16 protein-coding genes, 2 tRNA genes and 1 CRISPR repeat array are annotated in these 23,797 nt (G+C 48.6%); of the genes, 13 read left to right on the plus strand and 5 right to left on the minus strand.

The window, feature by feature from the left end; all coding sequences use genetic code 11:
• The first annotated feature begins 38 nt into the window (after window positions 1-38).
• A CRISPR array of direct repeats spans window positions 39-2,063; the repeat unit is 36 nt; unit sequence ATTTCCACCGATGAATTTCGGTGGCCCCATTGAAGC.
• Between the two features lie 25 nt (window positions 2,064-2,088).
• From P9L94_01295 to P9L94_01310, 4 genes are all read right to left on the minus strand, one after another.
• A complete protein-coding gene (locus P9L94_01295; protein MDP8242688.1) occupies window positions 2,089-3,306 on the minus strand; it encodes a cellulase family glycosylhydrolase in 1,218 nt (405 codons plus the stop codon).
• Window positions 3,307-3,449: 143 nt separating this feature from the next.
• A tRNA-Arg gene (locus P9L94_01300) sits at window positions 3,450-3,522 on the minus strand.
• 160 nt (window positions 3,523-3,682) lie between these two features.
• A complete protein-coding gene (locus P9L94_01305) occupies window positions 3,683-4,228 on the minus strand; it encodes an HNH endonuclease (GenBank protein ID MDP8242689.1) in 546 nt (181 codons plus the stop codon).
• 32 nt (window positions 4,229-4,260) lie between these two features.
• A complete protein-coding gene (locus tag P9L94_01310; GenBank protein MDP8242690.1) occupies window positions 4,261-5,250 on the minus strand; it encodes a GNAT family N-acetyltransferase in 990 nt (329 codons plus the stop codon).
• 171 nt (window positions 5,251-5,421) lie between these two features.
• Between P9L94_01310 and add the strand changes: the two genes are divergently transcribed.
• Window positions 5,422-6,558, plus strand: coding sequence for an adenosine deaminase (add, locus tag P9L94_01315; protein ID MDP8242691.1), 1,137 nt, complete (start codon window positions 5,422-5,424; stop codon window positions 6,556-6,558).
• Here the strand turns inward: add and P9L94_01320 are convergent.
• A complete protein-coding gene (locus P9L94_01320) occupies window positions 6,470-9,799 on the minus strand; it encodes a tetratricopeptide repeat protein (GenBank protein ID MDP8242692.1) in 3,330 nt (1,109 codons plus the stop codon). The two genes, add and P9L94_01320, sit on opposite strands and share 89 nt — an antisense overlap.
• Before the next feature lie 139 nt (window positions 9,800-9,938).
• On the opposite strand from P9L94_01320, the gene nadC reads away from it, so the two are divergent.
• From nadC to P9L94_01380, 12 genes are all read left to right on the plus strand, one after another.
• Complete coding sequence (gene nadC, locus P9L94_01325; protein ID MDP8242693.1) at window positions 9,939-10,880, plus strand: carboxylating nicotinate-nucleotide diphosphorylase; 942 nt, start codon at window positions 9,939-9,941, stop codon at window positions 10,878-10,880.
• A 370-nt stretch (window positions 10,881-11,250) separates the two neighbouring features.
• Entirely contained in the window at window positions 11,251-12,546 is a 1,296-nt protein-coding gene (eno, locus tag P9L94_01330; GenBank protein ID MDP8242694.1) for a phosphopyruvate hydratase, read from the plus strand.
• A 7-nt stretch (window positions 12,547-12,553) separates the two neighbouring features.
• Window positions 12,554-12,868: a hypothetical protein gene (locus P9L94_01335; protein ID MDP8242695.1), complete on the plus strand. Its 315-nt coding sequence runs from the start codon at window positions 12,554-12,556 to the stop codon at window positions 12,866-12,868.
• A gap of 180 nt (window positions 12,869-13,048) precedes the next feature.
• Window positions 13,049-13,120: transfer RNA gene (locus P9L94_01340), tRNA-Met, on the plus strand.
• Window positions 13,121-13,231: 111 nt separating this feature from the next.
• Window positions 13,232-13,567 (plus strand): HU family DNA-binding protein, encoded by a 336-nt coding sequence (locus P9L94_01345; GenBank protein MDP8242696.1) that lies wholly within the window; start codon window positions 13,232-13,234, stop codon window positions 13,565-13,567.
• Window positions 13,564-13,956: an Asp23/Gls24 family envelope stress response protein gene (locus tag P9L94_01350; GenBank protein MDP8242697.1), complete on the plus strand. Its 393-nt coding sequence runs from the start codon at window positions 13,564-13,566 to the stop codon at window positions 13,954-13,956. The genes P9L94_01345 and P9L94_01350 overlap by 4 nt, the downstream gene beginning before the upstream one ends.
• Window positions 13,957-14,088: 132 nt before the next feature.
• Complete coding sequence (locus P9L94_01355; protein ID MDP8242698.1) at window positions 14,089-17,820, plus strand: hypothetical protein; 3,732 nt, start codon at window positions 14,089-14,091, stop codon at window positions 17,818-17,820.
• 266 nt (window positions 17,821-18,086) lie between these two features.
• A complete protein-coding gene (locus P9L94_01360; protein ID MDP8242699.1) occupies window positions 18,087-20,027 on the plus strand; it encodes a hypothetical protein in 1,941 nt (646 codons plus the stop codon).
• Window positions 20,028-20,229: 202 nt separating this feature from the next.
• Window positions 20,230-20,535, plus strand: a complete 306-nt coding sequence (locus tag P9L94_01365; protein ID MDP8242700.1) for an HU family DNA-binding protein — start codon at window positions 20,230-20,232, stop codon at window positions 20,533-20,535.
• Window positions 20,536-20,611: 76 nt separating this feature from the next.
• Window positions 20,612-21,475 carry an HDOD domain-containing protein gene (locus tag P9L94_01370; GenBank protein ID MDP8242701.1) on the plus strand — a complete coding sequence of 288 codons (864 nt, stop codon included), beginning with the start codon at window positions 20,612-20,614 and terminating at the stop codon, window positions 21,473-21,475.
• 434 nt (window positions 21,476-21,909) lie between these two features.
• A complete protein-coding gene (locus P9L94_01375) occupies window positions 21,910-22,650 on the plus strand; it encodes an RraA family protein (protein ID MDP8242702.1) in 741 nt (246 codons plus the stop codon).
• A 14-nt stretch (window positions 22,651-22,664) separates the two neighbouring features.
• Window positions 22,665-23,762 (plus strand): Gfo/Idh/MocA family oxidoreductase, encoded by a 1,098-nt coding sequence (locus P9L94_01380; protein ID MDP8242703.1) that lies wholly within the window; start codon window positions 22,665-22,667, stop codon window positions 23,760-23,762.
• Window positions 23,763-23,797: the final 35 nt, after the last annotated feature.

The following is a 23,797-nucleotide window of genomic DNA, read 5'->3' on the forward strand; positions in this document are numbered from 1 at the left end:
CAATACCTGCAAACTTAATCATCCCACGGTTATTGCTGATTTCCACCGATGAATTTCGGTGGCCCCATTGAAGCATGTTAGAAATACCTTATGCGACTATTATATGGTTTACATTTCCACCGATGAATTTCGGTGGCCCCATTGAAGCACGGGTTTACATTATCGGATATTAGTAAGACAACGGCGATTTCCACCGATGAATTTCGGTGGCCCCATTGAAGCGCCTATACTCAATTCCGTTAGAGGATAACTATCTAACATTTCCACCGATGAATTTCGGTGGCCCCATTGAAGCGTCGGCTTGTCCGTTTGTCATACGGCGGGTTGCTTTATTTATTTCCACCGATGAATTTCGGTGGCCCCATTGAAGCTTGATGAAATGGAAAAACGCGGTATGAGTCGGGAAGACATTTCCACCGATGAATTTCGGTGGCCCCATTGAAGCTCTCGGAAAAGCAGCGGAGAAGACAGCGATAACAATCGATTTCCACCGATGAATTTCGGTGGCCCCATTGAAGCGCCCGTAAGATACAATTGTGCGCTCTTTGGTCATCGAATTTCCACCGATGAATTTCGGTGGCCCCATTGAAGCCAATCGAGACGAATTCAGATCGCCAGACTCATCCGATATTTCCACCGATGAATTTCGGTGGCCCCATTGAAGCACTGTCTAGCGTCAATGTTTTTTTAACTCCGGCAAAGTGATTTCCACCGATGAATTTCGGTGGCCCCATTGAAGCGAGCAGAACCCGTCAGCGGTCGAGGTCGGGACGATTGCATTTCCACCGATGAATTTCGGTGGCCCCATTGAAGCAGGAACCTTCCGCAACGCGCCGTCGTGCGTCTGCCAAATTTCCACCGATGAATTTCGGTGGCCCCATTGAAGCAATCAATCCCCTCTCCCCTTGGGAGAGGGTTAGGGTGAATTTCCACCGATGAATTTCGGTGGCCCCATTGAAGCAGCCCCACGTTCACCGCTGTCTTCCAGCCCGAATCAACAAATTTCCACCGATGAATTTCGGTGGCCCCATTGAAGCATCCTCGGAATGATAGAAAACGCCCAACAAAAACCGAATTTCCACCGATGAATTTCGGTGGCCCCATTGAAGCAATCGAAAGTCACAAGCCAAACAACGGCGATACCGTACCATTTCCACCGATGAATTTCGGTGGCCCCATTGAAGCTATACAGCGGTCAGTCGGTTACACGCTGACCGGGCATTTCCACCGATGAATTTCGGTGGCCCCATTGAAGCCAACCCGCCGTCATCCAATACAAAACGCAGCGTTCCTATTTCCACCGATGAATTTCGGTGGCCCCATTGAAGCAAGTTTTCAACCGCCAACATCTCATCGAGTTGTTGGAATTTCCACCGATGAATTTCGGTGGCCCCATTGAAGCAACCCAAGGATAAAAAGCGTAACAAAAAACCACTTAAAATTTCCACCGATGAATTTCGGTGGCCCCATTGAAGCTTGGGTTCGTCGCCGGGCGCGGACCGGGAACGGGCATTTCCACCGATGAATTTCGGTGGCCCCATTGAAGCAGATACTTAACAACCAATTCTATATATTCCACTTTGCCGGATTTCCACCGATGAATTTCGGTGGCCCCATTGAAGCAAACGGTTTAAGCGCGGGGAAAAACGGAACCCTCACCCATTTCCACCCATGAATTTCGGTGGCCCCATTGAAGCTAAAACTCCCGCTCCATCAAATACCCGGTTTGCGAAATTTCCACCGATGAATTTCGGTGGCCCCATTGAAGCACCTCTTGTATTCGGCTGGGACGCCGCCGCCCTTGCGATTTCCACCGATGAATTTCGGTGGCCCCATTGAAGCCCAGAGCGCATTGATTGGATCGACGTAATCGCCTGCGGGGATTTCCACCGATGAATTTCGGTGGCCCCATTGAAGCGATTGTGAAACAACACAGCATAAATTATATCCTAATTATTTCCACCGATGAATTTCGGTGGCCCCATTGAAGCAGCGGGCAAGGCGTCAAGGATCACAGTTTTTTGATCATTTCCACCGATGAATTTCGGTGGCCCCATTAGACATAATTTTGTCAGAGCTATGCTTGGCTCAGTTCACATTATGCACGCGGTGCGGCTCGTCCGTGTCCGGTGGAGTTTGTGATTGGGCGCCTTTTTCCTCAAGCCCGATAATCTCTGGCGCTTTTGTGCGAAAGTATTCCAGCCATTGCTTTATAATCGCATCTGGCAGGCTGTGATGTTTCGCACCGTATTCTTCGATGGTCTTGCCCCAATAGAAGCTGATCCATCCATCGGCGATCTTTCTCGATCCGTCAATAAACATGTTCATCTCGTCTATACCACATTTCAGTGGAAACATCTCCTCGATAACCAGAGGTTTGCCGATATCATAGACCTCAAGCGCCTTGAGCGCCTTGTCGACTTCGTTTTTCCCGGGATAGAAGTGGACGCTGACGAAATCTAATTTGTCGCTTACTTCTTTTGAGTAAAAGAGCGGTTTGGCATTTGGCCAAGTGTGAGCCCAGGGGATTACTCCAACGGTAATCAGATGATGATTATCGTGCTGCCGGATTGCCGCGACGAGCTTGTTGACCCAGGCCTTGGCAACTTGTTCTCTCTGGCGTCCGGCGAGATCAAGTGTAATACGCTGGACAAAGTGCTTGCCCCCTAACTCTCCAGCCAACCACTCCGGTTCCGTCTTTTTCCCGCCCGCAAGGATCGGTTCATTCATAAGGTCGTAACAGAAGACCGCCGGGCTTTGAGCACAAGTCTTTGCGACCGCCTCCCAGAATAGGGCTTGAACGTCCCAGCGCTCGGCCTCGTTCATCGAGTCATACCACTGAGGAACGTCTTTCTTGTGGTAGCACCCAAGCCCTGTGATATCGAGGTAGAGTCCGGTTTTCTCGGCCAGATCCACAAGGCGCGCTAGTTGCCTGAGTTCCAATTCGTTTGGTGTATCCGGCGCCTCCATAAATTTCGCTGTTTGCAGGTGAATCCGCACAACATTAGCGCCGAGGGCTTTGATCTCATTGAAGTCTTCAACAACAGTCGACCATTCTTCGTTCCAGTAATCTTCTATGAGGCGTCCTGAGTCGTCATGGTCGTAGTTGACTCCCCAGATAACGAACCTGGTTCCCGATTCAGAACGGATAAATTGAGTTCCGTCCTCACTGAGGTGAATCAATTCTATGTCTGATTGGATGCTCTTTGAGTTTGTATTGGAGTAACTGGATGGGAGTAAAGATATCGCCGCTATCAGAAGGATTACATACACTATTGTGTGCGATGGTTCTTTTTTCGAAATCATTCTTAATTCTTCCGCACCCAACATCAATTAAATGGACCTGTATAAGATGAGGGCATCTTTTTTTTCTGTCCGTATAAAACCCCTTTGGGAAACTCCTCAAATCCGTAATAAGTCTTCATCTCCCGGATGAGCGCTTAAATAATCGCGCCTGGAGGGATTTGAACCCCCGGCACCATGAACCGGAATCATGTGCTCTATCCGCTGAGCTACAGGCGCATTGAAGTTGCCGTAGGTATCCTACAAAGTTCACGCCGAAAATCCAGACGCAGAGCCACTCTTTTAACTTAACGATTGTGTCATCGCGAGCGCAACGAAGCGACCTGCCTTCGGCAGGCAGGCTTCTCGCTATGACAAACACGGGATCGGATTATGCGTTTTATATCGTTGCTTTCATTTGCTCGGGTTCATCGAAGAACAGATACTTGCGCCAAACCTCGCGGCGTTCGCCGATAAGACGAACGAGGTGCAAGAAAGTCGGCAGGGTCGGCTTGCGGGGGCGATGAATCAATTTCATGCCGATATGGTCGAGCAGGTGGTTGCCTTTTTTGTGGTTGCATTTCTTACAGGCGGTCACGACGTTGTTCCATGAATCCACACCACCGCGCGAGACGGGGATGACGTGGTCGAGCGTAAGCTCGTCGGCTTTGAAGACGGTATTGCAATACTGGCAACGAAAGCCGTCGCGCAACATGATATTTTTTCGGCAGAAGGGAATCGGTCGGTAGGGAAGCCTGACGTAGCGGCGCAGGCGAATGACTTCGGGCAAGGGCACGTTGAGGCTGGCGGAGCGTACGCATTTCTCGGCCTTTTCGATCATATCGGCTTTTTCCGCCAGAAGCATCATCAGCGCACGGCGGGCGTTGCAGATATTAATCGCTTCGTAACTCGAATTCAGAACGAGCACCCGGTGTTGATGCAGCATCACCAAACTCGCTTCGATACGCTGCCGGGGTCTTACGGCGAATCGGTCCAGTAGTGCAAATGTTGGTCCGCCGAGAGAAGCCGGAACCCATGCGTTTGATAAAAGCGGATCGCTTTCACGTTTTCCGCCATGGTCCGTAATTCAATCCGGTTAACTTTGCCTTGAAACCATTCTAGCGCGGCGCCCAATAAGAGCGAACCGAGCCCTTTGCCCTGAAAGCGGCTGTCCACCACGATGAAGTCAATGACGCCGATACTCAAGTTGATATATGAAAGTAACGCATTGTTAGACAGCAATGAGCAAAATCCGGCGATTTCACCATCTTGCTCAATCACGATGACGGCGTCCGCCATGCCTTCGGCGCTTTTTTGCGTCCAGATCGCAAAAAGTTCTTGCGTCTTTGCTTGAGGAAACTTCGCCTCATGAAAGAAATGGCTGTAGGCGTGATCGCTTCCTCCAATTCGCTTGAGCGCGTCAACGTCTTGCGGCCCGGCGTTGCGAATTTGAAAATTATCATATTGCCGCTCGTGTAACCTGTCAATTTGATTTTTTAATTCTTGATCGCGCAATACCATGCGGACCGACGTCCCCACCGGGCGGAAGCCCTGTTCGCAAAGCGCGTATGTGATGTTCGATTCATCGGCGTCGACGCGGGTGGTGTAGACGGCGCGTTCAGGTATTTGCATTTTCTGTTGGAGCGCTTGGGCAATTTTTGAGACAACGCCGTAGTCGTTCGTAAACCAGAATCCTGGTTGGATTTTGTAGTAGGGAACTCCGTAGTGATTGGTATGAAATGCGGATTGCTGGATTCCGATTATCGCCGCCAAACGGTCTCCATCGAATACGACTTCGAAGGTTGCTTTATTTTCTTCGATAGAACGAACCAATCGGTCGCGGTGAAAATCAGTGACGCCCGGTTCCGCCAGATAATCGACAAACCGCCGCCGCCGATCTTCGCGCATGGCATCGAAGGCGTCTTGGATCAATGGAATATGTTCTGGCTTTGCTGCTTCAAATTTCATGGGAACAGAACTCGGTAATCAACGTGTTATTTTAATTCCGGGTAGGGTGGGCTCGCGAAGCAGCCCACCACTCGATTTCTATATCCATCATACTAAACAGCCGTTCCACCCGAAAGTGACCGGATTATACTTGGGTGTGAATAAATACCATTTGGAGTATCACATCAAGAAATGTTAAGAACCTTTCGCAATCTCTTTTTTCGTCCGAAACCAAAGCAAACATCTATTGCGAAGCCGCCTTCAATCAACGAGAGCGACCGCGCGTTTATTGAAGCCATCCCCAAGGTCGAAATTCACTTGCATTTTGAAGGCGCCATCCATGCGCAAACGATTTTAAAACTGGCGAAAAAACAGAACGTCGAAGAAATCCGCACATTTGCTGATGCGCAATGGGCGTTGTATTTTCAAAACCCGCATGAATTTTTTCAAAAATTTTTATTCATTTCCGGTTTGCTTCGTTCGCCGGATGATTTTCGCCTCGCCGCGTATGACTTGGGCGCCTATCTCGATCAACAAAACATCCGCTATGTTGAACTGACCTTTGCGCCGCATAAATTCATGATGGCGGGCATGGAATACGCTTCGATTATGAATGCGATTGATGAGGGGTTGCGAGAAGCCCCCGGTTCAGAAAAACGCAGTCACCGCTTCGTGATTGACATTGTGCGCGACCTCGGGCCCGAAGCGGGGATGCGAGTGATTAAAACTGTCGAAGAAAATCCAAATCCGCTTGTGGTTGGCGTCGGTCTGGGCGGAGGAGAAAACTACCCGCCCGAACAATCGAAAGAAGTGTTTGAATACGCTGCTGGTTTGGGGCTGAGAAAGACCGCCCATGCTGGCGAGGGGCTTGGCGCGAATTCGATCTGGCGTACGTTGGAATCGCTTAAACCCGAGCGTCTCGATCACGGCGTACGCGCCCATGAGGATGAAAAGTTAGTCGCCTATCTCGCGGAAAATAAAATCCCGTTGAATTTATGTTTGACCAGCAATGTCATGCTAGGCGTCGTTACGAATATTGAAAATCACCCCTTCAAACAATACGATCAACGCGGCATTCCAGTAAATCTTAGCACGGACGATCCGCCGTTTTTCCGTACCACGCTTAATGACGAATTTGCCAACCTGGTGCAATATCATGGATACAAGACAAACGAGTTTCCACGTTTAATTCAAAACGCGTTACAAGCATCTTTCTTAGATGATGATTCAAAACAAAAACTCAGCGCTGAGATAACCCGCGAGACCGATGCGCTGGCGCAGTCGCCTTCCACTGTTTCGGAACCCGCATCGGTTCGTTCGGGCCGGTAATCGTTCGCGTGTTATATTCCAACAAGTATTCAAGATTCTCCGCCGTGAGCGGGTAACTCTTGTCGTCTCCGTATGGATAGCCGCCCATCTCCTTAAACGGCAATGGCTCGACGGTGACGCTGTGCGCAGTGCTGATGTCGGCGTCTTTCACCCAACCATGCAAGTGCAAAAAGTAAGTCAGGTTCGCGGCTTTTTGTTGATTGCTCGCGTCAAACGTCGCGGCAACCTCATCGCCCGGCGCCATGATAACGTAATGGTCGTCGAAATCGGTCAGCAATGAATGCACGTCGCCGAAGCGGGTGTAGTCGCCGACGTTGAAACTCCAACGCTGATTGTCATTGCGCTGACTATAGTCGTACCAATGCGGCCCGACGCCCGCGAGGTCATACATGCGCGAGTAGCCGCCAAAACGAAAGTCGGCGGAGGTCATCTCATGTGTGATGATCTTGAAGCCTTCTGTGATCGGCGCGGGATCAACCCAGATGCGGTCCCAATGCACCATCAGAGTCGAGACGATTCGGACCGTATGATCATTTGTTTTGAACAAGCCGCTCAAATCCAGCGGGACGGTCTTTAATTTGCCCGCAGGGAAGCCCATCGGATTTTTGACCGTTTCCCATTCGCCGCTTTCATTTTTGACTTGCAAGTAGGGCATGACAAAATCGAGCGATGGGTTCTGTTCCAACGAACGCGCCACGCTGGAATTGGGCCAGTCAACGTAGCCGGTCATAAATAATAGGACTGGCTGCGTTTCGTCAAAATCTCCCAAGTCGATCTCGAACCAGTATTCATGATCGACGCCTTCAAAGTGTGTGTCTAAATTAAATGGACGCGGATAACGGTTGTCATTTTCTTTCACTAAATCCGTTACGTCATTGCCGAAATTGTCCACCATGCGTGCGATGAGGCGCGCCTGTTTCGACATGCCGTAGAGTTTGAATTTAGGAAACGGCGGCAGAGTAAAACTCTCGTTGACATGAATCTCAATCGCGTCTGGATGCGAAGCGGACAGCAGTTCGAGGCGGTCCAGATAAGTGATCTCGCGCAGTTCTTCCGAAGCGCGAACGTGATATTCGCCGTCGAGTGGTTTCATCTGGTCGCCGCGTATGCGGATGTATTCCTCCGGGCGCGGCGGGAAGAATCCTCCGCCGACGTATAGGCCAAGCGGCCCAGTGGAAAGCGCATCGCTGATGAAGTCAAACTTCTCGCCGTCCCAGGTATAGATAAACGGACACGAACCCGCATAACCAGGCTTCTCCGAGACGTTCAAGATCGCAGGAGACGCGGCGGCGGTATGAATTTCATTTTGGAAAATGCCGTTGGGCCAGGTGATTCGCAGCACGTCGACTTGGTCGCGGTTGCCGACGCCGATATGCGTGACGGGTTCTTGAATTTCACGATAGGCGCGAAACAGGCCGTCTTTGATCTGAATCTTGGCGCCGTAACCGAATGAAGTGTTTTTCTCCCCATTCACTTTCACCAGAATGGATTTGTTGCTCTCTTTCAAATCATTTTCGTATGGAAGCAAATAACCGTCGTCATAGTTGACCAGCAAATCCAAATCGCCGTCCCAGTCGATGTCAGCGGGGATGGCTGAATGGACGCTTTGATTGGTGCGTTGGTTTGTGAAAATAGATTTAGTCAAAATGGAATTTTGGGGCGAGTGTATAATGGTAAGCGCCGCGCGGTCATTGCCTTTTCGTTCATGCAACACATCAAGAAGCCCATCGTTATTAAAATCACACACAGACAACGGGCTGTATCCAGGCGTTTCAATTAACGGAATTTCAATTTCACCCTCTTGATTGACACGAAATAGCTGCTCATTCATCCAAGCATTGAAAACAACCAGTTGCTTTGAATTATTTGATTCAAAACTAAAGCATCGAATATAGGGCGTCGTATCGAGATTGGAAACTAGCGGCTTGTCTTCAACTAATTTAAAGCGCACTTCTCTTAGATTATCAAAGACGCGTACGTTTCCATCTGATGTGAGCTGAAAGATATCCAAATCGTTATCGAAATCATAATCAGAGGTAGTAATTGAATAGCTGTTTCCTAATTGCAATCCATCAATGGTTTCTGTCACATTTTTAAATGAACCGTCGCTGTTGTTTTGAAGAATTAAGTCGCCTTCGTTTGGCCTTGCGAGAAAAAGATCAAGGTCGCCTTCGTGGTCAAAGTCTGTCCAACAGGCGTCATTTACGCCGTCCGTTTCAGCAGTGAAAAGGTTATCCAATAAATCGTATCCGCTTCCATTGTTCTTAAACAAAACGACTTTATCTGGCGAGATGAAAAGCAGATCAAGTTGTTTGTCGTTATCAAAATCAGCGGGATAGCATTTGTCGTACGCAACTTCGCCAATCAGTTTCTGTGAGATGATTTCTGCATTCTTGTCTATGCGAACGATATGAGTTTTCTCTTCGCTGGTGATGACGAGATCAGTCTGTTTGGCTTCGAGGTCAGGCAATGACGCCAATACGCGAGTAGAGGAAACGTCTAGTTTTTTCTTCAATGCGTTTGACCAGTCAGTGTTGATTGTAAACTCTGAGGATGTCTTACTGCTGGTTGGTGTTTCTGATGGTTGCTTTGTGATTTCATATTCCAGCGGGCCGAAGAATATACCTTCATCAACGGCGTCGGGAGGGCGCTGCGCTTCGTTTTTTTTGTATTCCTGAAATTGCTTTTGTAACTCGCGGCTGCGGTCGCGTTGACCGTTACGCGCAGCAAACAGCATGAGTTGATAAATTGCGCTGGTATGCGCCGGGTCGAGTGTAAGCGTCTTCTCAAACCAGGGGATGGCTTCCTGATTGCGGCCCAGATTCACCAGCGATAAGCCGAGGTTATAAAACAACGCCGCATCTTCTGCGTTATTCTTTGCAATCTCCTCAAAGCAGGGCAGAGCGTCTTTGAAGTTGCCCTGTGTTTTATAAATGAGTCCCAGGTTGTAGCGAGCGACGGTGTTATCGGGTTCGAGTTCAAGAGCGCGCTTAAGGGAGATGATTCCATCATCAAAGCGTTCGGCGTGGTAATAAGACTTGCCCAGGTTCGCGGCGTCTTTGGCGGAATCCGGCGCGAGTTTGACGGCTTGTTCAAAATATTCAACGGCGTTTGGAAAGTCGTCTTCTTCCATGTAGGCGAGGCCCAATGCGCGAGATCGTTCTAAGGTTTCATCTTGTTGACAGACGCCGGACACGGCAACAAAAATTAGGAGTACAATTCCCCAGATTACGCTTTTCATCACAATGGCTCCCTCAGGTATGGTATGATCCAATATTAGAATCATACCTAGGCGGCTGTATAGTCGATGCGGGTCTGTTGTAAGATTTGTGGTTTGAAGTAAAATCCATTCCCATTCCAATTTGAGTATACAAAAACTAATGGACCCATCAGTCGCTGAAAAGAACGAAGAATTCGCCCAAACCGGAAAATCTGTTGATGGTTTGATTGACGTCCCGATCCAGATTGATGATGACATCCATCAAATGATTCAAAATGCGCTTCGCGAAGACATCCGCGACGGCGACGTAACCACGATGGCTACCATCGAAGAAGAAAAACCCGGATCGGCGCGTGTGGTCGTAAAACAAATGGGGATTCTCTGCGGGGCGCCCATCTTTCAAGAAGTCTTTCGTTTTGTCGATCCACGGGTTGAAGTCAACGCCTGGGCGCGCGAAGGCCAGACGATCACGCCTGGACGCACCATCTTTACCATCGACGGCCCGATTCAATCAATATTGATGGGTGAACGGGTCGCGCTGAATTACTTGTCATATCTCTCCGGCATCTCTACAACTACATCGGAATTTGTCAAATCAGTGCGTCATACCAAAGCGCGGATATTAGACACGCGAAAAACAGTGCCGCTATTGCGCCGTCTGGAAAAATACGCAGTACGCGTTGGCCGCGGCTTAAATCACCGTATTGGTTTGTTCGATATGGTGTTGATTAAAGACAACCACATCGACAGTTGCGGTTCGATTCAGGGCGCGGTGAATGCCGCCAAACAAAAATGGGGCAACCGGTTCGCGATTGAAGTCGAAACGCGCAACCTGAAAGAAGTGCAAGAAGCCATCGACGTCGGCGTCGACCGCATTATGCTCGACAATATGGACATCGAAACCATGACCGAAGCGGTCGAACTCATCGCCGGTCGCGCTGAAACCGAAGCCTCCGGCGGCATTAATCTCAGCACGGTGTCTTTTGTTGCCGAAACCGGCGTTGATTATATATCCGTTGGATCGCTCACCCACTCAGCGAAGTGGTTAGACTTCTCCTTATTGCTAGATCGTTCGCGCACGGAAGCCAAACAGGGCGGCTAAGAATATATATATGCAACAGATTCAATGAAAAAATGCAAAATGATCCTCCACCTGCCCAATGAACGGTAAAACGGATTCTTCAATATATGTTTTGTTGAGATAGCAACTTGTGTATAATCCTGGTTAAATTAACCGAGATTGATTGTGGATGGGTTGATTTAAACTCAAAAATTGAGAAACATGTCTACTATTAGGTTGCTTTTGACTTGCAGCGAGGTTTTTCATAAGTGTTACTGATTGTAATTTATTGGTTATTAAGCGTAGATTTGACTAGAATTTATTTTAGTTTCGATCTAAGATAATCAAATCTCGCGCGCTGAGTCGCGCTAAGCAACCTTTGATTCTATTCGCAACAAGGAGCACGATCAAAATGAGCAATACAGAAAGCATCATAAGCGTACATGCGCGAGAAATTTTGGACTCACGCGGCAACCCAACAGTTGAAGTTGATGTCGAACTCGAATGCGGAGTCGTAGGCCGCGCCGCTGTGCCCTCCGGCGCCTCAACAGGCATCCACGAAGCCCTGGAAATGCGCGACAAAGTGAAAGACCGCTATGTTGGTAAGGGCGTCCAAAAAGCAATCAAAAATGTAAACGAAAAAATTGCTCCTGCTTTGGCGGGCATGGATGTGCTCTCCCAGCGCGATGTTGACGGCAAAATGTTGGACTTGGATGGCACCAAAAATAAATCCAAACTCGGCGCCAACGCAATTTTAGGCGTCTCTTTGGCGACTGCCCGCGCCGCTGCGAATTTATTGGGCGTTCCTCTTTACCGTTACTTGGGCGGCGCCAACGCTCACATGCTTCCCGTGCCGATGATGAATATCCTCAATGGCGGCGAACATGCTGACAACAACCTCGATATCCAAGAGTGCATGATTATCCCTCACGGCGCAGAAACCTTTTCTGAAGCTTTACGTATGGGCGCCGAAGTTTTTCATACATTGAAAAAAGTTCTCGCCGACGAAGGCAAAAACACTGCGGTCGGCGATGAAGGCGGTTTTGCACCTGATGTGAAATCCAATGAAGAAGGTCTTTCCGTCATTATCAAGGCGATTGAGAAGGCCGGTTACAAACCTGGAGAACAAATTTCGCTCGCGCTAGATGTTGCCTCAGCGGAATTTTACGATAAGAAAAAGAAAAAATACATTTTGGGCGCCGAGAAGGACCCCGAAAAATCCGCTGCTGATTTGGTTGATTTTTATGCGGCGCTAGTCAAAAAATATCCTGTCATCTCAATTGAAGACGGCATGGACCAGGATGACTGGAAGGGTTGGGCGCTTCTCACCGAAAAATTGGGCGACAAAATCCAGTTGGTCGGCGATGATTTGTTTGTTACGAACCGTGAACGCCTCGTGATGGGCATTGATGATAATATTGCTAACTCGATCTTGATTAAACTAAATCAAATCGGCTCATTGACCGAAACCTTAGATGTTATCGAAATTGCCAAGAAAGCCAAGTATACCAATGTGATTTCGCACCGTAGCGGCGAAACTGAAGATACAACCATTGCTGATCTCGCCGTTGCAACCAACGCGGGGCAGATTAAGACGGGGTCGCTTTGCCGTACAGACCGTGTTTGCAAATATAACCAATTGTTGCGAATCGAAGAAGAACTCGGCCAACGCAGTTATTACCCGGGTAAGTCGATCTTTAAGCGGTGAAAGTGTCATGCTTCAGTGGCTGAAAGCCTTTATTCATGACCCTGTTTCTTGGGGGCTGGCGGCAGCGCTTCTTTTTACATTGGCAGTCTGTGTGTCAACCTTGATTAATCGTTATGATCGTGTTGATGTCCTTAGGCTTAGGCTCTATCAACTCGAATACGACTTATCTGTTCTTAGTGTAGAAAAACAGCAGAAGACTCAGTGGCTGGGTCGCTTGGAGGGTGATCCGGCCTCCTGGGAGCAAGTCGCCAGAGAAAAGATGAATTATTTAGGTTCGGATGAGGTTTTAATCAATTTTACGCCTCAAAACGAACCAAGATAACGTCGCTTGTTTTTGATGACTACGTTTGTACTGAATGGCGGTTCTCAACTTAGGGTATTCCAAGAGGTTGTATAACTGCTTTTTGATAAAAAACTTAGAAATTTCCTTGACAAGACAAGAGGTATAGGTTAACGTAGCTTCGGCTTATAAGGCTTGTTCTATCAGATATAAAGCGATTGGCGCGGGGTGGAGCAGTGGTAGCTCGTCGGGCTCATAACCCGGAGGTCATGGGTTCGAATCCCATCCCCGCAATTATTGATAAATTTCGCGAGGCTTGGCGAAGAGCGCCGTTTTTAACTCGCGAATGGCAGAATCGTACATAGACGAAGCCAACTGTTTTGAGCAGACCGGGAGACGAACCGCGTGACCAAGAAAGAGATCATTGAACTTGTCGCGGAACGAACGAAGTTAAACAAGAACCTGACGAAGGCGATTGTTGAGTGCGTTCTTGATGTGTTTATCGAGATTTTGGCCAACGAAAAACGCATCGAAGTTCGTAACTTTGGCGTGTTTAAGGTAAAGCGGACTCCTGCTCGCGTTGGTCGTAATCCGGTAACAAAAGAAACGGCTGACGTGCCGGCCCGTAACATTGTGCAGTTCAAGGCAGGCAAGTACATGAAAGAATTGGTTGCGGATGGCAAGTCTGAAACGGAACTCTCAACGCCTGAAAGCGCACCGCAGCAGCAAACACTGTTATGAGCGAACAAGAAGCAAGCGCCCCGGAATGGGGCGATATTGGCGTATCGAACGAAGTCTTTGAAAATATAGCCGCAATCTGCGCCCGGAAAATATCAGGCGTAGCAGGAATTGAAAATACAGAAGGTCTAGTCGATAGCCTCTCAAAAGTTTGGGGGCGCGGAGACGGCGCAAAAGGCGTTAAGGTCTCCACCGACGAAGAAGAAGTCGCAATTGATTTGACCGTTCTTGTTGAAGAAGGCTACCCCATCCCTCAGGTGGCGGAGTCGGTGCAAAAAGAAGTGAAAAGTATGGTTGAGGATATGACAGGGCAATCGGTTCACAGCGTCAACATCCTCATCGCCGATTTACAAACTGCCGCAGCCGAAACAGAGTTAATACCGCCTCTGTAAGTTTGCTGGGAGTGAATGTGTAACAAACGGATATCGTAAACAAGTGAGTCATAATGACTTGCTTAAGATAGATTAAAAAACTGGAACCTTCGAGAACCGTCTAAACAGGGCGGCGCAGATAGAGGAGGATGCATGATGTTCAAATCGAAAGGGCTGTTGTCTTTGGTCAAAGCACTGGCTGTAATGCTTCTGGTCGTGGCCCTACCCACCGCCGCTTTGGCGCAAGACGCATCGCAGGCTCGTGTCAAAGTCAACAGTGGAGCAAGCGGCTTCGAGGATCTGCTATTGGTCAAAGACGGTGACGTAGTAACGGTCATTGGTTTGACGGAATCAGTGCCTCCTCAAAGCACAGTTTTAATCGAAGCAGGCGGACAATCGTTCACCAAAAACGCTTCGGTGTATGGTCAGTTTCCGATTCAAGATGCGACTCCGGTTGCGTTTGACACGGCGACGACCGGGCTTGTTGCTTCAATCACGGCAACGCGGTTAAATGGCTCCGTCATCAATGGGACGTTTTCACTTGACGTTGCGAATGAGCAAGTGTTGGCTGCTCTCGAAGCAAAGACGACGCCAGCAAACAAATTGTTGAACGTGGTAGCAGTCAATCCTGACAACCAAGCATTGGTGGGTCAGATACTGCTGTCTCAAGCGCGTCAGTCTCAAGGTGGCGTTGTCAGCATCGTTGATAAATTCGAAGGTATCCCTGGAAGCGTACCCAATTTCGCGCAGATCGAAATTTACCAAGGTGCGTTTAATGGGACTACGCCTCCTCCACCGGGACGTTTGATTCGGATTACGTTAAACGAAAACCTTCAAATTGATGGTAACGGTGATGCGATTGTCGATGGCAATGGCAATCCGGTGCTGGTAAGCAACGGTTCATTCTTCCCGTTCCTTACAGGTGACATTAATAGCGGTAATGTTGGAACCGGTTCGTTCAGCCCCGTCGTTAGTATGCGGATAACCAGTACGAAAAGTCCTGCTGCTTTCGCACCTTTCTGGGCGCAAGTTACCAATGATACCTCTGTTAGCATCAGCAATATTTCTGTAACCCAAAGCGTAAACGGCGAAAACTCCGCTGTTGTCAACGCCACTGTTGATCCTTACTCGCTCGTTACAGTTTATGCGCAAAATGACGCGACCGGTGCAGTTCTTGCCAGTGGTCGCGCAGCAGCAGACGGCACGATATCGGTCATCGTCCCTCCAGCCTTTATTGGTGGATTTCCGGTCTTGCAAGAAAATGTGTACTTGTTGGTGCAAGACCCATTTGCCAACCAGAGCGCAACCTTGCAAGAAGTGTTGATCGACGATGGAACAGATACTCCAACCATCTCGCAAGTTGCCTCCGTATTTCCTGGCGGGTTTTTGGTCAGTGGTTCGGCTGAAAGCCGCGCTCGCGTCCGTATCTGGGCGGTTGATTCAGTACCAACCGATGTGCCGGATACCGTTGCTTTAGGCAACCTACCTGCGAATGCCTTCTTCTTTACGGGTTTAAGAGCAGGCGCGGACGGTTCATTTTCAATCAAATTGCCTCCAGCAATCAGCCGTGTCGTTTACGTAAATGCGGTTGATGCGTATGGCAACGAAAGCGATTACCGTGTTGTTGACTTGCGAAATGTGGCTCCTGGCGATATTCCAGATATGGGCGGCCCATGGAGACTACAGGTTGATAGCATCACGAATAAATTGCCAGGCGGCGCAAGTTCTAACGATGTCGTCAACGGCTCACTCTTCATAGTCGCAGACGATGGTTCTGAATCTTTAACGGATGGAACCATTGATTTCATTATCAGCGGAGCAACTGTGACAGCAAACGTGATTGTGACAGCCTTCTTGAATGCTGACGCCAATCCCGAATCTCCTTTCCCATTCACCAATGAACTGTCGTCGGCACAGGCGGGTTCTGCTGGAACGTTTGCTATTAATGTTCCAAACTTTGACCCAATTGATGGCGAGTTTGTGCAGGAATTTTTCTTAGTCGCGCTTGCGGTTCTTCCTGACCAAACCGTTGCCGTCCTCGCTTTTGATCGAATCGTTGAATCCGACGGCTTTGATCGCACTGGCCCACGCATCGTTCTTGCGCCTATTGCTGATGATGTTGAATTGGTGCAGCGCGGTAAGGGCAGCGACGACATCATGAACATCCGTCGCATCTATGTTTCTAATTTGCCAGCAGACGCTCTTCCGTTCATTGTTGTGTTGGCGGACGAAAATGATGACCTCTCGATCGACGTACATGACCCAGGCTTAAGCATTGTCGATGTCAAACCACTGAACCAAGTTCTATACCAACAGTACCTGGGTGGCCTTATGGCTCCGCTTCCAGGCGCTAATGGGTTGAACTTAGGTGAAAACTACTGGAACCCGGCAGCGGGCGCTTCAGTTGGACGCTCTGTTGTCTTCATCAGTTTAGTTGACGCCTTTGGTAATTTCAGCAGCAACCCGATTGCTGTTGAACTTGATGTCGAAACGTCTGATCCTGATCTTTCAGTCATCACCGGTTCGGGCACAGTGGTTCAAGGCAACACAGGAGCAGTTGAAGAAAACGCTTATGTTACGTTGTATGAAAACGCTGACAAAAGCGGCGTGATTGCTTCAACGCAAGCAAATGGAATTGGAGCCTTCTACTTTGGCGGATTGCAACTGATGAAAAAGCAAGTCTATGTTGCAGTGACCGACGCCGCAGGCAACGACAGCAACGCAATTAAAGTCAAAATTGCCAATCCCGTTATGGAACCGCAGTTTGTGATTCTTGACGGTTTCGGCCTGATGCAAACTCCTGACGGCGCTTTCTCAAGTAACATTTCTACCAGCGATTCCGTTCGCGCAATGGCTGGCGTTGAAGACGTCACCGGCGCACAACTGGAAAGCGGAACGCCGCTGTATGTCTTAAATGACGATGGCGTCATTGTTAAGATTGGCTCGAATGGCGATGCGCCTCTCCCCAGTGAATCTTTCGAAGCGCCTGGTCGCTTCGCGCAAGACATTGAAGTTGTTTCCTACAGTCCATTTGCTGGATATGTCTTGATGGGTAATGGCGTAATTGTTCCCTTTGGTGATGTTCCGTTCCTCGGCGACATGGTTACTTTGGATCCACAAGGCACAAAACGCCTTCGTCTCCCGGGTTCACAAGTCATGTTTGATGATGCCAATGGAAACAATGAATATGACACCGAAGACGCAAACGGAAATGGACAACTGGATCAAATTTCGATTCCGAATCCTCCGTTCATCATCACAGAAGATATCAATGGTAATGGACAACTTGACCAAGAGGCCGTAATTGATCCGGCAAACTTGGGACAAGGGTTCTTCATCGACATCGCTCGTGATCTCGAACTGGTACAGAATCCAGACGGCACAGTCGTTGGCTACGTAGTTCTTGATGGAAACGGCGTGTTGTGGACATTTGGTTCTGGTTATGGCGAAGCGGTCATCAACGATATTACATTTACCAATGGCTTCTCGCCGGATGATATTTTCCGTGATCTAGAATTGATCGTCCAAACCGATGGCGATTCTACTCAGTTGGTTGACTTTGTAACCATGAATGGCTTTGGCCAAGTGTTTGGCGCTCCAGGCGGATTGTTAGGCGCAGGGCCTTCTGATGATGTTGAAAACCGGGGCAATCTGTCAGGGAAACTTGGCGCTCCAGGCTTTAACTTCGATATCGCCCGCGACTTACGCATCAGCCCCGCTGATGTGAATGGCGACGGTTCAGTCGATTGGAAAGACGGTTTCTACATTCTTGATGGTTATGGCGGAATTCATTCATTGGGCGGCGCTACAGCGATCACAGAGTCACCGTTCCTCGGTTGGGATATCGCGCGTGATTTGGAATTCGTAACACAATCATTGCGCTAGTACGTATTAAATAGAGTTGTTAAAGCGGGCAGGATTTTTCCTGCCCGCTTTTTTTATTATTTGTTGTTTACTAACTCTTTCTATGATGCTAATATCTTACAGTTAATGTAATTATTCTTTTCTATTGGGTTTGAGGGGCTTTGCGCGCAATGCGGTAAGCGGTTGTAAAAAGCGCTATCCCTCAGCAAAACAGATTTATATTATTCGCCTATAAAGAGCCGAAGTGCGCCTATTTACCTATTCATTTGGCTGATTGAGCGAGGGATATGAAAAACCGGTTATTGGTCTCGTTATCCGCCGCTTTTGGCGTAGCGATTTTATTGTTTATTGTCACCGTTATCTTTTTAATGGTGGTTCGTGAACAGCGCGTCCAAGACCTCGCCAGTCATTCATCTCACATTGCGCAGATGGTTGGCGAAAACTCCTCGATACGAACTTATATCCAAGACCAGCCTCAAGCCCCGACACTTGAAACCGTTGAAGAGGAACTTCTCAACCTAATTCAGGGTGATCCATTTATTGAAGAACTTTCCATTTTTGATCCATTTGGAAAAATGCAAACAAGAGTCGCTCGTACGAGAGAAGAACCGTCTCCCAATCCCGTCAGACGCGCATCTCCCTCCTTGCATGAAATCCTCACGACGGGCCAGCCGACATTAGAAGAAAGCGGTGAATACTTCATTCCGCTTGACTATCAGAATGACCGCTGGGGTGTGTTACGCGTTCGATGGCAGCCAGAAGCAACAGAGATGTATTTCAATCGTCTGAAGAACGGCGCTTATTACATGGTGATTGGTTTCTTTGTTTTTGTTGCGTTATTCGTGTTCTGGTTATTGCGAATTACGTACGAAAAAGAACACATGCGAATGGCGGCGGAACTTCGAATTGCTTCGTCTGGAAATTCGAACTATCAATTAGAACCCCAGTCCTATTCATCCATTATGGCGGAAATCAGCGCCTATATAAATCGCCTCCAGCGAGGCCATGAAGAAGCGCGTTCTAAGTCGCATGTTTTGGATGATGCATTGCGCCAGGCGGAGCGAGGCTGTGCGGATTCACGAAAATCGCTAGAAATACACTCTCAATCAATGGAATCAATGCGAAAAGAAATGCGGGAAGGGCTGAACACCATTCTTGAACTTTCTTGGAGCGCCGTTTTAATCATCGACCACAATTTCCGCCTTCATTATATTAACCCATCTGCTGAACGCTTGTTGCGTTTAGTTCAGCGCGATAAAGAAGTAATTGATGATGAGCGCCTTCGCAGGTGCCTTTCGCCTCTAATTACGCAGTCAAAGGCGGAGCGTATTGACGATTTATGCGCTTGGCCTCAACCCGGGCTAGGCCGCTCGCTCTCCTGCCGTATACGTGCGGCCCAGCTGCCTGTCGTGGATTCGTTAAAGTTGTTCATCGTGTTGCTGCGAGAAGAAAGCGGCTATCCGTCAGCGTTGGATTCATCCTACTTCTCCGAGCGCGTATTGCGTGATTTGATTTCACCCCGTGGAACGAGGCTCCCGTGGATTGATTCACGGGACGCGCCGCTTGATGCTGATGTTGAGCGCCGCTTTAAGACCTGCCTACAGCGCATCGTCTTTTTCCATGATTTAGAACGCCGTAAAGTCGAGCCAATGGTGTCCGTCCGTTTTTCACGTTGGTTACGCGAACGTTTTTTAGCGGAAGATTTATTCTCAGAACATCTGAATTTGAATGTTCATGCGGCGGATGCTGATATTAGTCTTTGCATCCCAGAAAAATCGACAGCTGAGTTAATTGATTGTCTAATAATTTTGATTGGGCAATTGGCTGATTATGATAAACATAGTGAGAATAAGCCGATTGATATGTACGCGTCATCCGATTCGCAGGGGCAGCCGGTTTTAACGTTATCAATCATTTGCGGCTCAAGAAAACGCGCACAGTGGATGCAAGACGTCTTGGATGAACAATGCGACCTCTTGCAGGAAAGCGCCCTGGATGACTATACATTAGACCGCCTGGAACGGGATGTCTGTTATTGTATCTATCGTTGCGCTAAAGATATATTGCGCGTAAAAGTGGAGACGGTCTATTCCGAAAATAAGCATATTGCGAGCATACACGTGTTATTTCCACGGATTCAAGGCCAGCCCCGGGTTGAAGTTGATTCAACGACAGGCACAGCCGAAAGCGTCGACCAATTGATGCGAACCTATTTTCGTCCATCTTAATCTATAAATAAATAGCCGTCGCCATCATTTTTGATTGTCTCGCCGTTGCCCTAAGTGTAAGTTTTTCTTGGAAAAAGAAGAAATTGACTTGATTCATTTCAATGGTTGGGTTATAGTTTTTTTGACAATCATCCATTTTATATGCGCCTGAACAGGTTCCGATAAAGCATTCGTCGGGTATATGACGGACAGAGGCCGTGTTATGACTTCGACCAAAAAAGACATTGTCAAAGAAGTGGCTTCACGGACCGGGTTTGATATTTCGAGCGTCAAAAATATCGTTCAAACCATGTTCGACGCTATGTGCGTTGGTTTGGCTCGTGATGGAAATATCGAAATACGAAACTTTGGCATATTCAAAGTCAAAAGTACGCCAGCGCGTAAAGCGCGCAATCCAAAAACCAGTGAAATCATCACTGTCCCAGCGAAAAAGCACATCAGCTTTAAGCCAGGGCAAGAGATGAAAAAGAAAATTAACGACGAACCTGCTGAATCAACTGAATCTTAACTCGAAATTTTTAATTTGATGATTTGCCGAAGTTAGCCCTTATAGCCTCGGTACATTATTGAATTCTGGAAAGACCATGACAGAGCAACCGCAGATACCTGAGGCCATACAAAAATATGCTGATAGTATCCCGGCATTGCCTGACGTCATGGTTCGAGTCATTCAACTTACCCGCGACCACAATACCAGCGCAAAAGAGCTCACGCGAGCCATTAATCAAGACCCGGCCTTAACGGGTAATATCCTCAAACTTTGCAATTCAGCGTTTTACGGCTTGCCACGAGTGGTTGCTTCGCTTTCTCAAGCAATCATGTACCTTGGTTTCTACACGGTCCGTAATCTCGTATTAACATGCTCCATGCGCAACGTGTTTGAAGTCAATAACAAAATTTATGGGTATGAAGACAACGGTCTCTGGCGCCATTCGGTGGCTTGCGCCATTGTTTGTGAACTAATTTGTGAAAAATTACGCCCCGATATGCGTGACGCGGGTTTCACGGCGGCGTTGCTGCATGACATTGGTCAAATGATCATTGCTATGAGCATCAAAGACACCGCTGATTCGATCGTTGATTTAATGACGGAAAACAACCTGACCGACTGGCAGGCGGAACAAGAAGTCATTGGCATGTCACACGATGTTTTAGGGGGCATTGTTGCCGATAACTGGAACTACCCCGATGAATTGATCCATTCGATTCGCTTTCACCATAAGCCGTATGAATCGAAGTCGCCCTCTTTTTTGACCTCGGTCGTCCATTTGTCAGATAGTATCAGCCTTCAGTTGGGATATGGTCTTGAAGCAGAACAAATGAAGTTTGAGCCTCATCCGTCTGTTCTTCAGTCGCTTGCAATTAACGCGGAAGCTGTGGAAATATTCACAGAGCAAGCAAAATTGAAGATTGAAGAACGATCCAACCTCTTTATGGACGAAGCGTAGTCAATCTTCGTCGCAGAAACAACATTAACTCTACGTTCCTAATCTTAATCCATTCAGGTTGTTTCGGAATTTAAGTGCTTTATCACAAATTGAATTGCGTTTTTTGACGCTTTTTCGTAATTTCTTGATCATTCGCTGTATCAGGCATGGGTACAACTCTGCTCGCTTCAGTGCGGGCTTTCAAGCCCTTATGCACAGGCGCTCCCAGAGTCGCACCCATGCTTGATTGGTTTGTCAATTTTTGATATGCCGGAGCCCGTTTCGGAATCAAAGAAATGGCCATCCATCAAGGTAGGTACTCACTTCCCAGATGAACCCAATAAATACGTTTCACCAATTCTCATACATGCTTAATATTGTGTATATTGTATTCAACCTGTTGATTGCCGGTTGAATTTTTCTTATTCTAACAACACCTTAAGGAGAGAACCAAAATGAAATCATTGCGCCTAGCCTTGTTATTTGTAAGTATATTCTCATTTCTCATTTTGTCTTCATGCCAGACGGCGTCCATTAAACAAAATGCTTCCGGCGATCCGCTCATCGACGGCTATTTAAGTGTCGCGACAGCATCCGTCTCTGACGCCGTTGACCAAATCATCGGCAAGCGCGGTTACATGTCGCACCAAATTCGTCCATTGTCTCCCACAAAAATGTGTGGACGCGCAGTGACGGTCTTAGCGAAACCCTCAACCGAAAAACAGCCGCCCAGCATGGCGTTGGAATTGATTGACGAAGAACCGCCGGGAAAGGTGTTGGTCATCGTGATGGACGGGCCTGACGGCGCGGACGTAGCAGCGTTTGGCGGCATCATGTGCACGGGTTCGGTACAACGGCAGTTTGCGGGAGCGGTGCTCGACGGCGGCTGCCGCGATGTGTTAGAAATCGAAGCAATGGGCTTTCCCGTATTTACGAAAGGCATCGCCCCGACAAACTCGGTCGGTCGCTATATAAACGTCGGCAAGAATATCCCGGTAAAATGCGGCGGCGTAATGGTGGCGCCCGGCGACATCATCATTGGCGATTCGGACGGCGTAGTGGTGGTTCCCCAAAAACACGCGGCTGAAGTTTTGGCCCGCGCACAAGAGCTCGAGGCGAAAGAAGCCGTTACAACCAAAGCCGTAAAGAAACTGAAGTCGATCCGTAAGGCGGCAGAAAAAAATAACCGTATTTAATGAGGAGATTCTCTATGCAACGCCGCGACGCAATTCAAATTCTTTCATCCGCCGCACTCGCAAGCCAAACACTGATATCACTCGCCGATGACGCGCCGTTGCGTCTGGCCATCGTCGGGTTGGTGCATGGGCACGTCGGCGGTTTTTTACGGCAAGCCGTTGAGGACAAAGCAATTGAACTGGTCGGCGTGTTCGACCCGACCCAAGCGTTGCGGGAGCAATACGCTGGGCGCTATGGCTTTGATTCAAAGCATTTATTCGGCAACCTGGACGCCATGCTCGACCGGGCCAAACCCGAAGCGGTCGCGTTAATGACCAGCACCTTCGACCATACCGAAGTCGTCGAGAAATGCGCGGCGCGCGGCGTACACGTTATGATGGAGAAACCGCTTGCGGTCAACATCGAACACGGCGCCCGCATCGAACGCGCCGCCAAGCGCAATGGCATTCATGTTTTGGTGAATTATGAAACCACCTGGTACTCCAGCCATCATGCGCTTAAGGCAAAAGTGGAAGATGGCGCCATCGGCGAACTGCGCAAATTCGTCGTACGCGATGGGCACCCCGGCCCCAAAGAAATTGGTTGCTCGGACGAGTTTCTCAATTGGCTAACCGACCCGGTCTGGAACGGCGCCGGCGCGTTATATGACTTTGGTTGTTACGGCGCAAACTTGGCGACTTGGTTGCTGAACAATCAACGCCCCGTTTCAGTGACGGCCATCACTCAGCAGATCAAACCAAACGTCTACCCGAACGTCGACGACGAAGCGACGATCATTTTGGAATACCCCAAAGCGGTTGCAATCTTGCAAGCGTCATGGAACTGGCCGTATAACCGCAAAGATATGGACGTGTATGGAACCAATGGATCAATCAAAGCGCTGAACAACGATAACGCCCTGATTAAAATTGGGGGAGAAAAAGAAAATCCGTTAGCGACAAAAGCGCTTGCGGCGCCGCATCATAATCCTCTGGCGTATTTCAAAGCGGTCGTTCGCGGCGCCGTCAAACCGGGTGGGTTATCATCGCTGCAAAACAATTTGATCGTCAATGAAATTCTCGACGCAGCGCGCCGTTCGGCGAAAACAAGCGAGAAAGTATTGCTCGCGTAGGCCCGCACTGTAGCGAAGCGAGATGCGCCCAAGCC

It is taken from the genome of Candidatus Hinthialibacter antarcticus (assembly GCA_030765645.1).
In the GTDB taxonomy this organism is placed as follows: domain Bacteria; phylum Hinthialibacterota; class Hinthialibacteria; order Hinthialibacterales; family Hinthialibacteraceae; genus Hinthialibacter; species Hinthialibacter antarcticus.

Bases quoted from the DNA above. Each gene is read 5' to 3' on its own strand.
- P9L94_01295 (MDP8242688.1), bottom strand. From the start codon at position 3,306: ATGATTTCGAAAAAAGAACCATCGCACACAATAGTGTATGTAATCCTT.
- P9L94_01305 (MDP8242689.1), bottom strand. From the start codon at position 4,228: ATGCTGCATCAACACCGGGTGCTCGTTCTGAATTCGAGTTACGAAGCG.
- P9L94_01310 (MDP8242690.1), bottom strand. From the start codon at position 5,250: ATGAAATTTGAAGCAGCAAAGCCAGAACATATTCCATTGATCCAAGAC.
- add (MDP8242691.1), top strand. From the start codon at position 5,422: ATGTTAAGAACCTTTCGCAATCTCTTTTTTCGTCCGAAACCAAAGCAA.
- P9L94_01320 (MDP8242692.1), bottom strand. From the start codon at position 9,799: ATGAAAAGCGTAATCTGGGGAATTGTACTCCTAATTTTTGTTGCCGTG.
- nadC (MDP8242693.1), top strand. From the start codon at position 9,939: ATGGACCCATCAGTCGCTGAAAAGAACGAAGAATTCGCCCAAACCGGA.
- eno (MDP8242694.1), top strand. From the start codon at position 11,251: ATGAGCAATACAGAAAGCATCATAAGCGTACATGCGCGAGAAATTTTG.
- P9L94_01335 (MDP8242695.1), top strand. From the start codon at position 12,554: ATGCTTCAGTGGCTGAAAGCCTTTATTCATGACCCTGTTTCTTGGGGG.
- P9L94_01350 (MDP8242697.1), top strand. From the start codon at position 13,564: ATGAGCGAACAAGAAGCAAGCGCCCCGGAATGGGGCGATATTGGCGTA.
- P9L94_01355 (MDP8242698.1), top strand. From the start codon at position 14,089: ATGATGTTCAAATCGAAAGGGCTGTTGTCTTTGGTCAAAGCACTGGCT.
- P9L94_01360 (MDP8242699.1), top strand. From the start codon at position 18,087: ATGAAAAACCGGTTATTGGTCTCGTTATCCGCCGCTTTTGGCGTAGCG.
- P9L94_01365 (MDP8242700.1), top strand. From the start codon at position 20,230: ATGACTTCGACCAAAAAAGACATTGTCAAAGAAGTGGCTTCACGGACC.
- P9L94_01370 (MDP8242701.1), top strand. From the start codon at position 20,612: ATGACAGAGCAACCGCAGATACCTGAGGCCATACAAAAATATGCTGAT.
- P9L94_01375 (MDP8242702.1), top strand. From the start codon at position 21,910: ATGAAATCATTGCGCCTAGCCTTGTTATTTGTAAGTATATTCTCATTT.
- P9L94_01380 (MDP8242703.1), top strand. From the start codon at position 22,665: ATGCAACGCCGCGACGCAATTCAAATTCTTTCATCCGCCGCACTCGCA.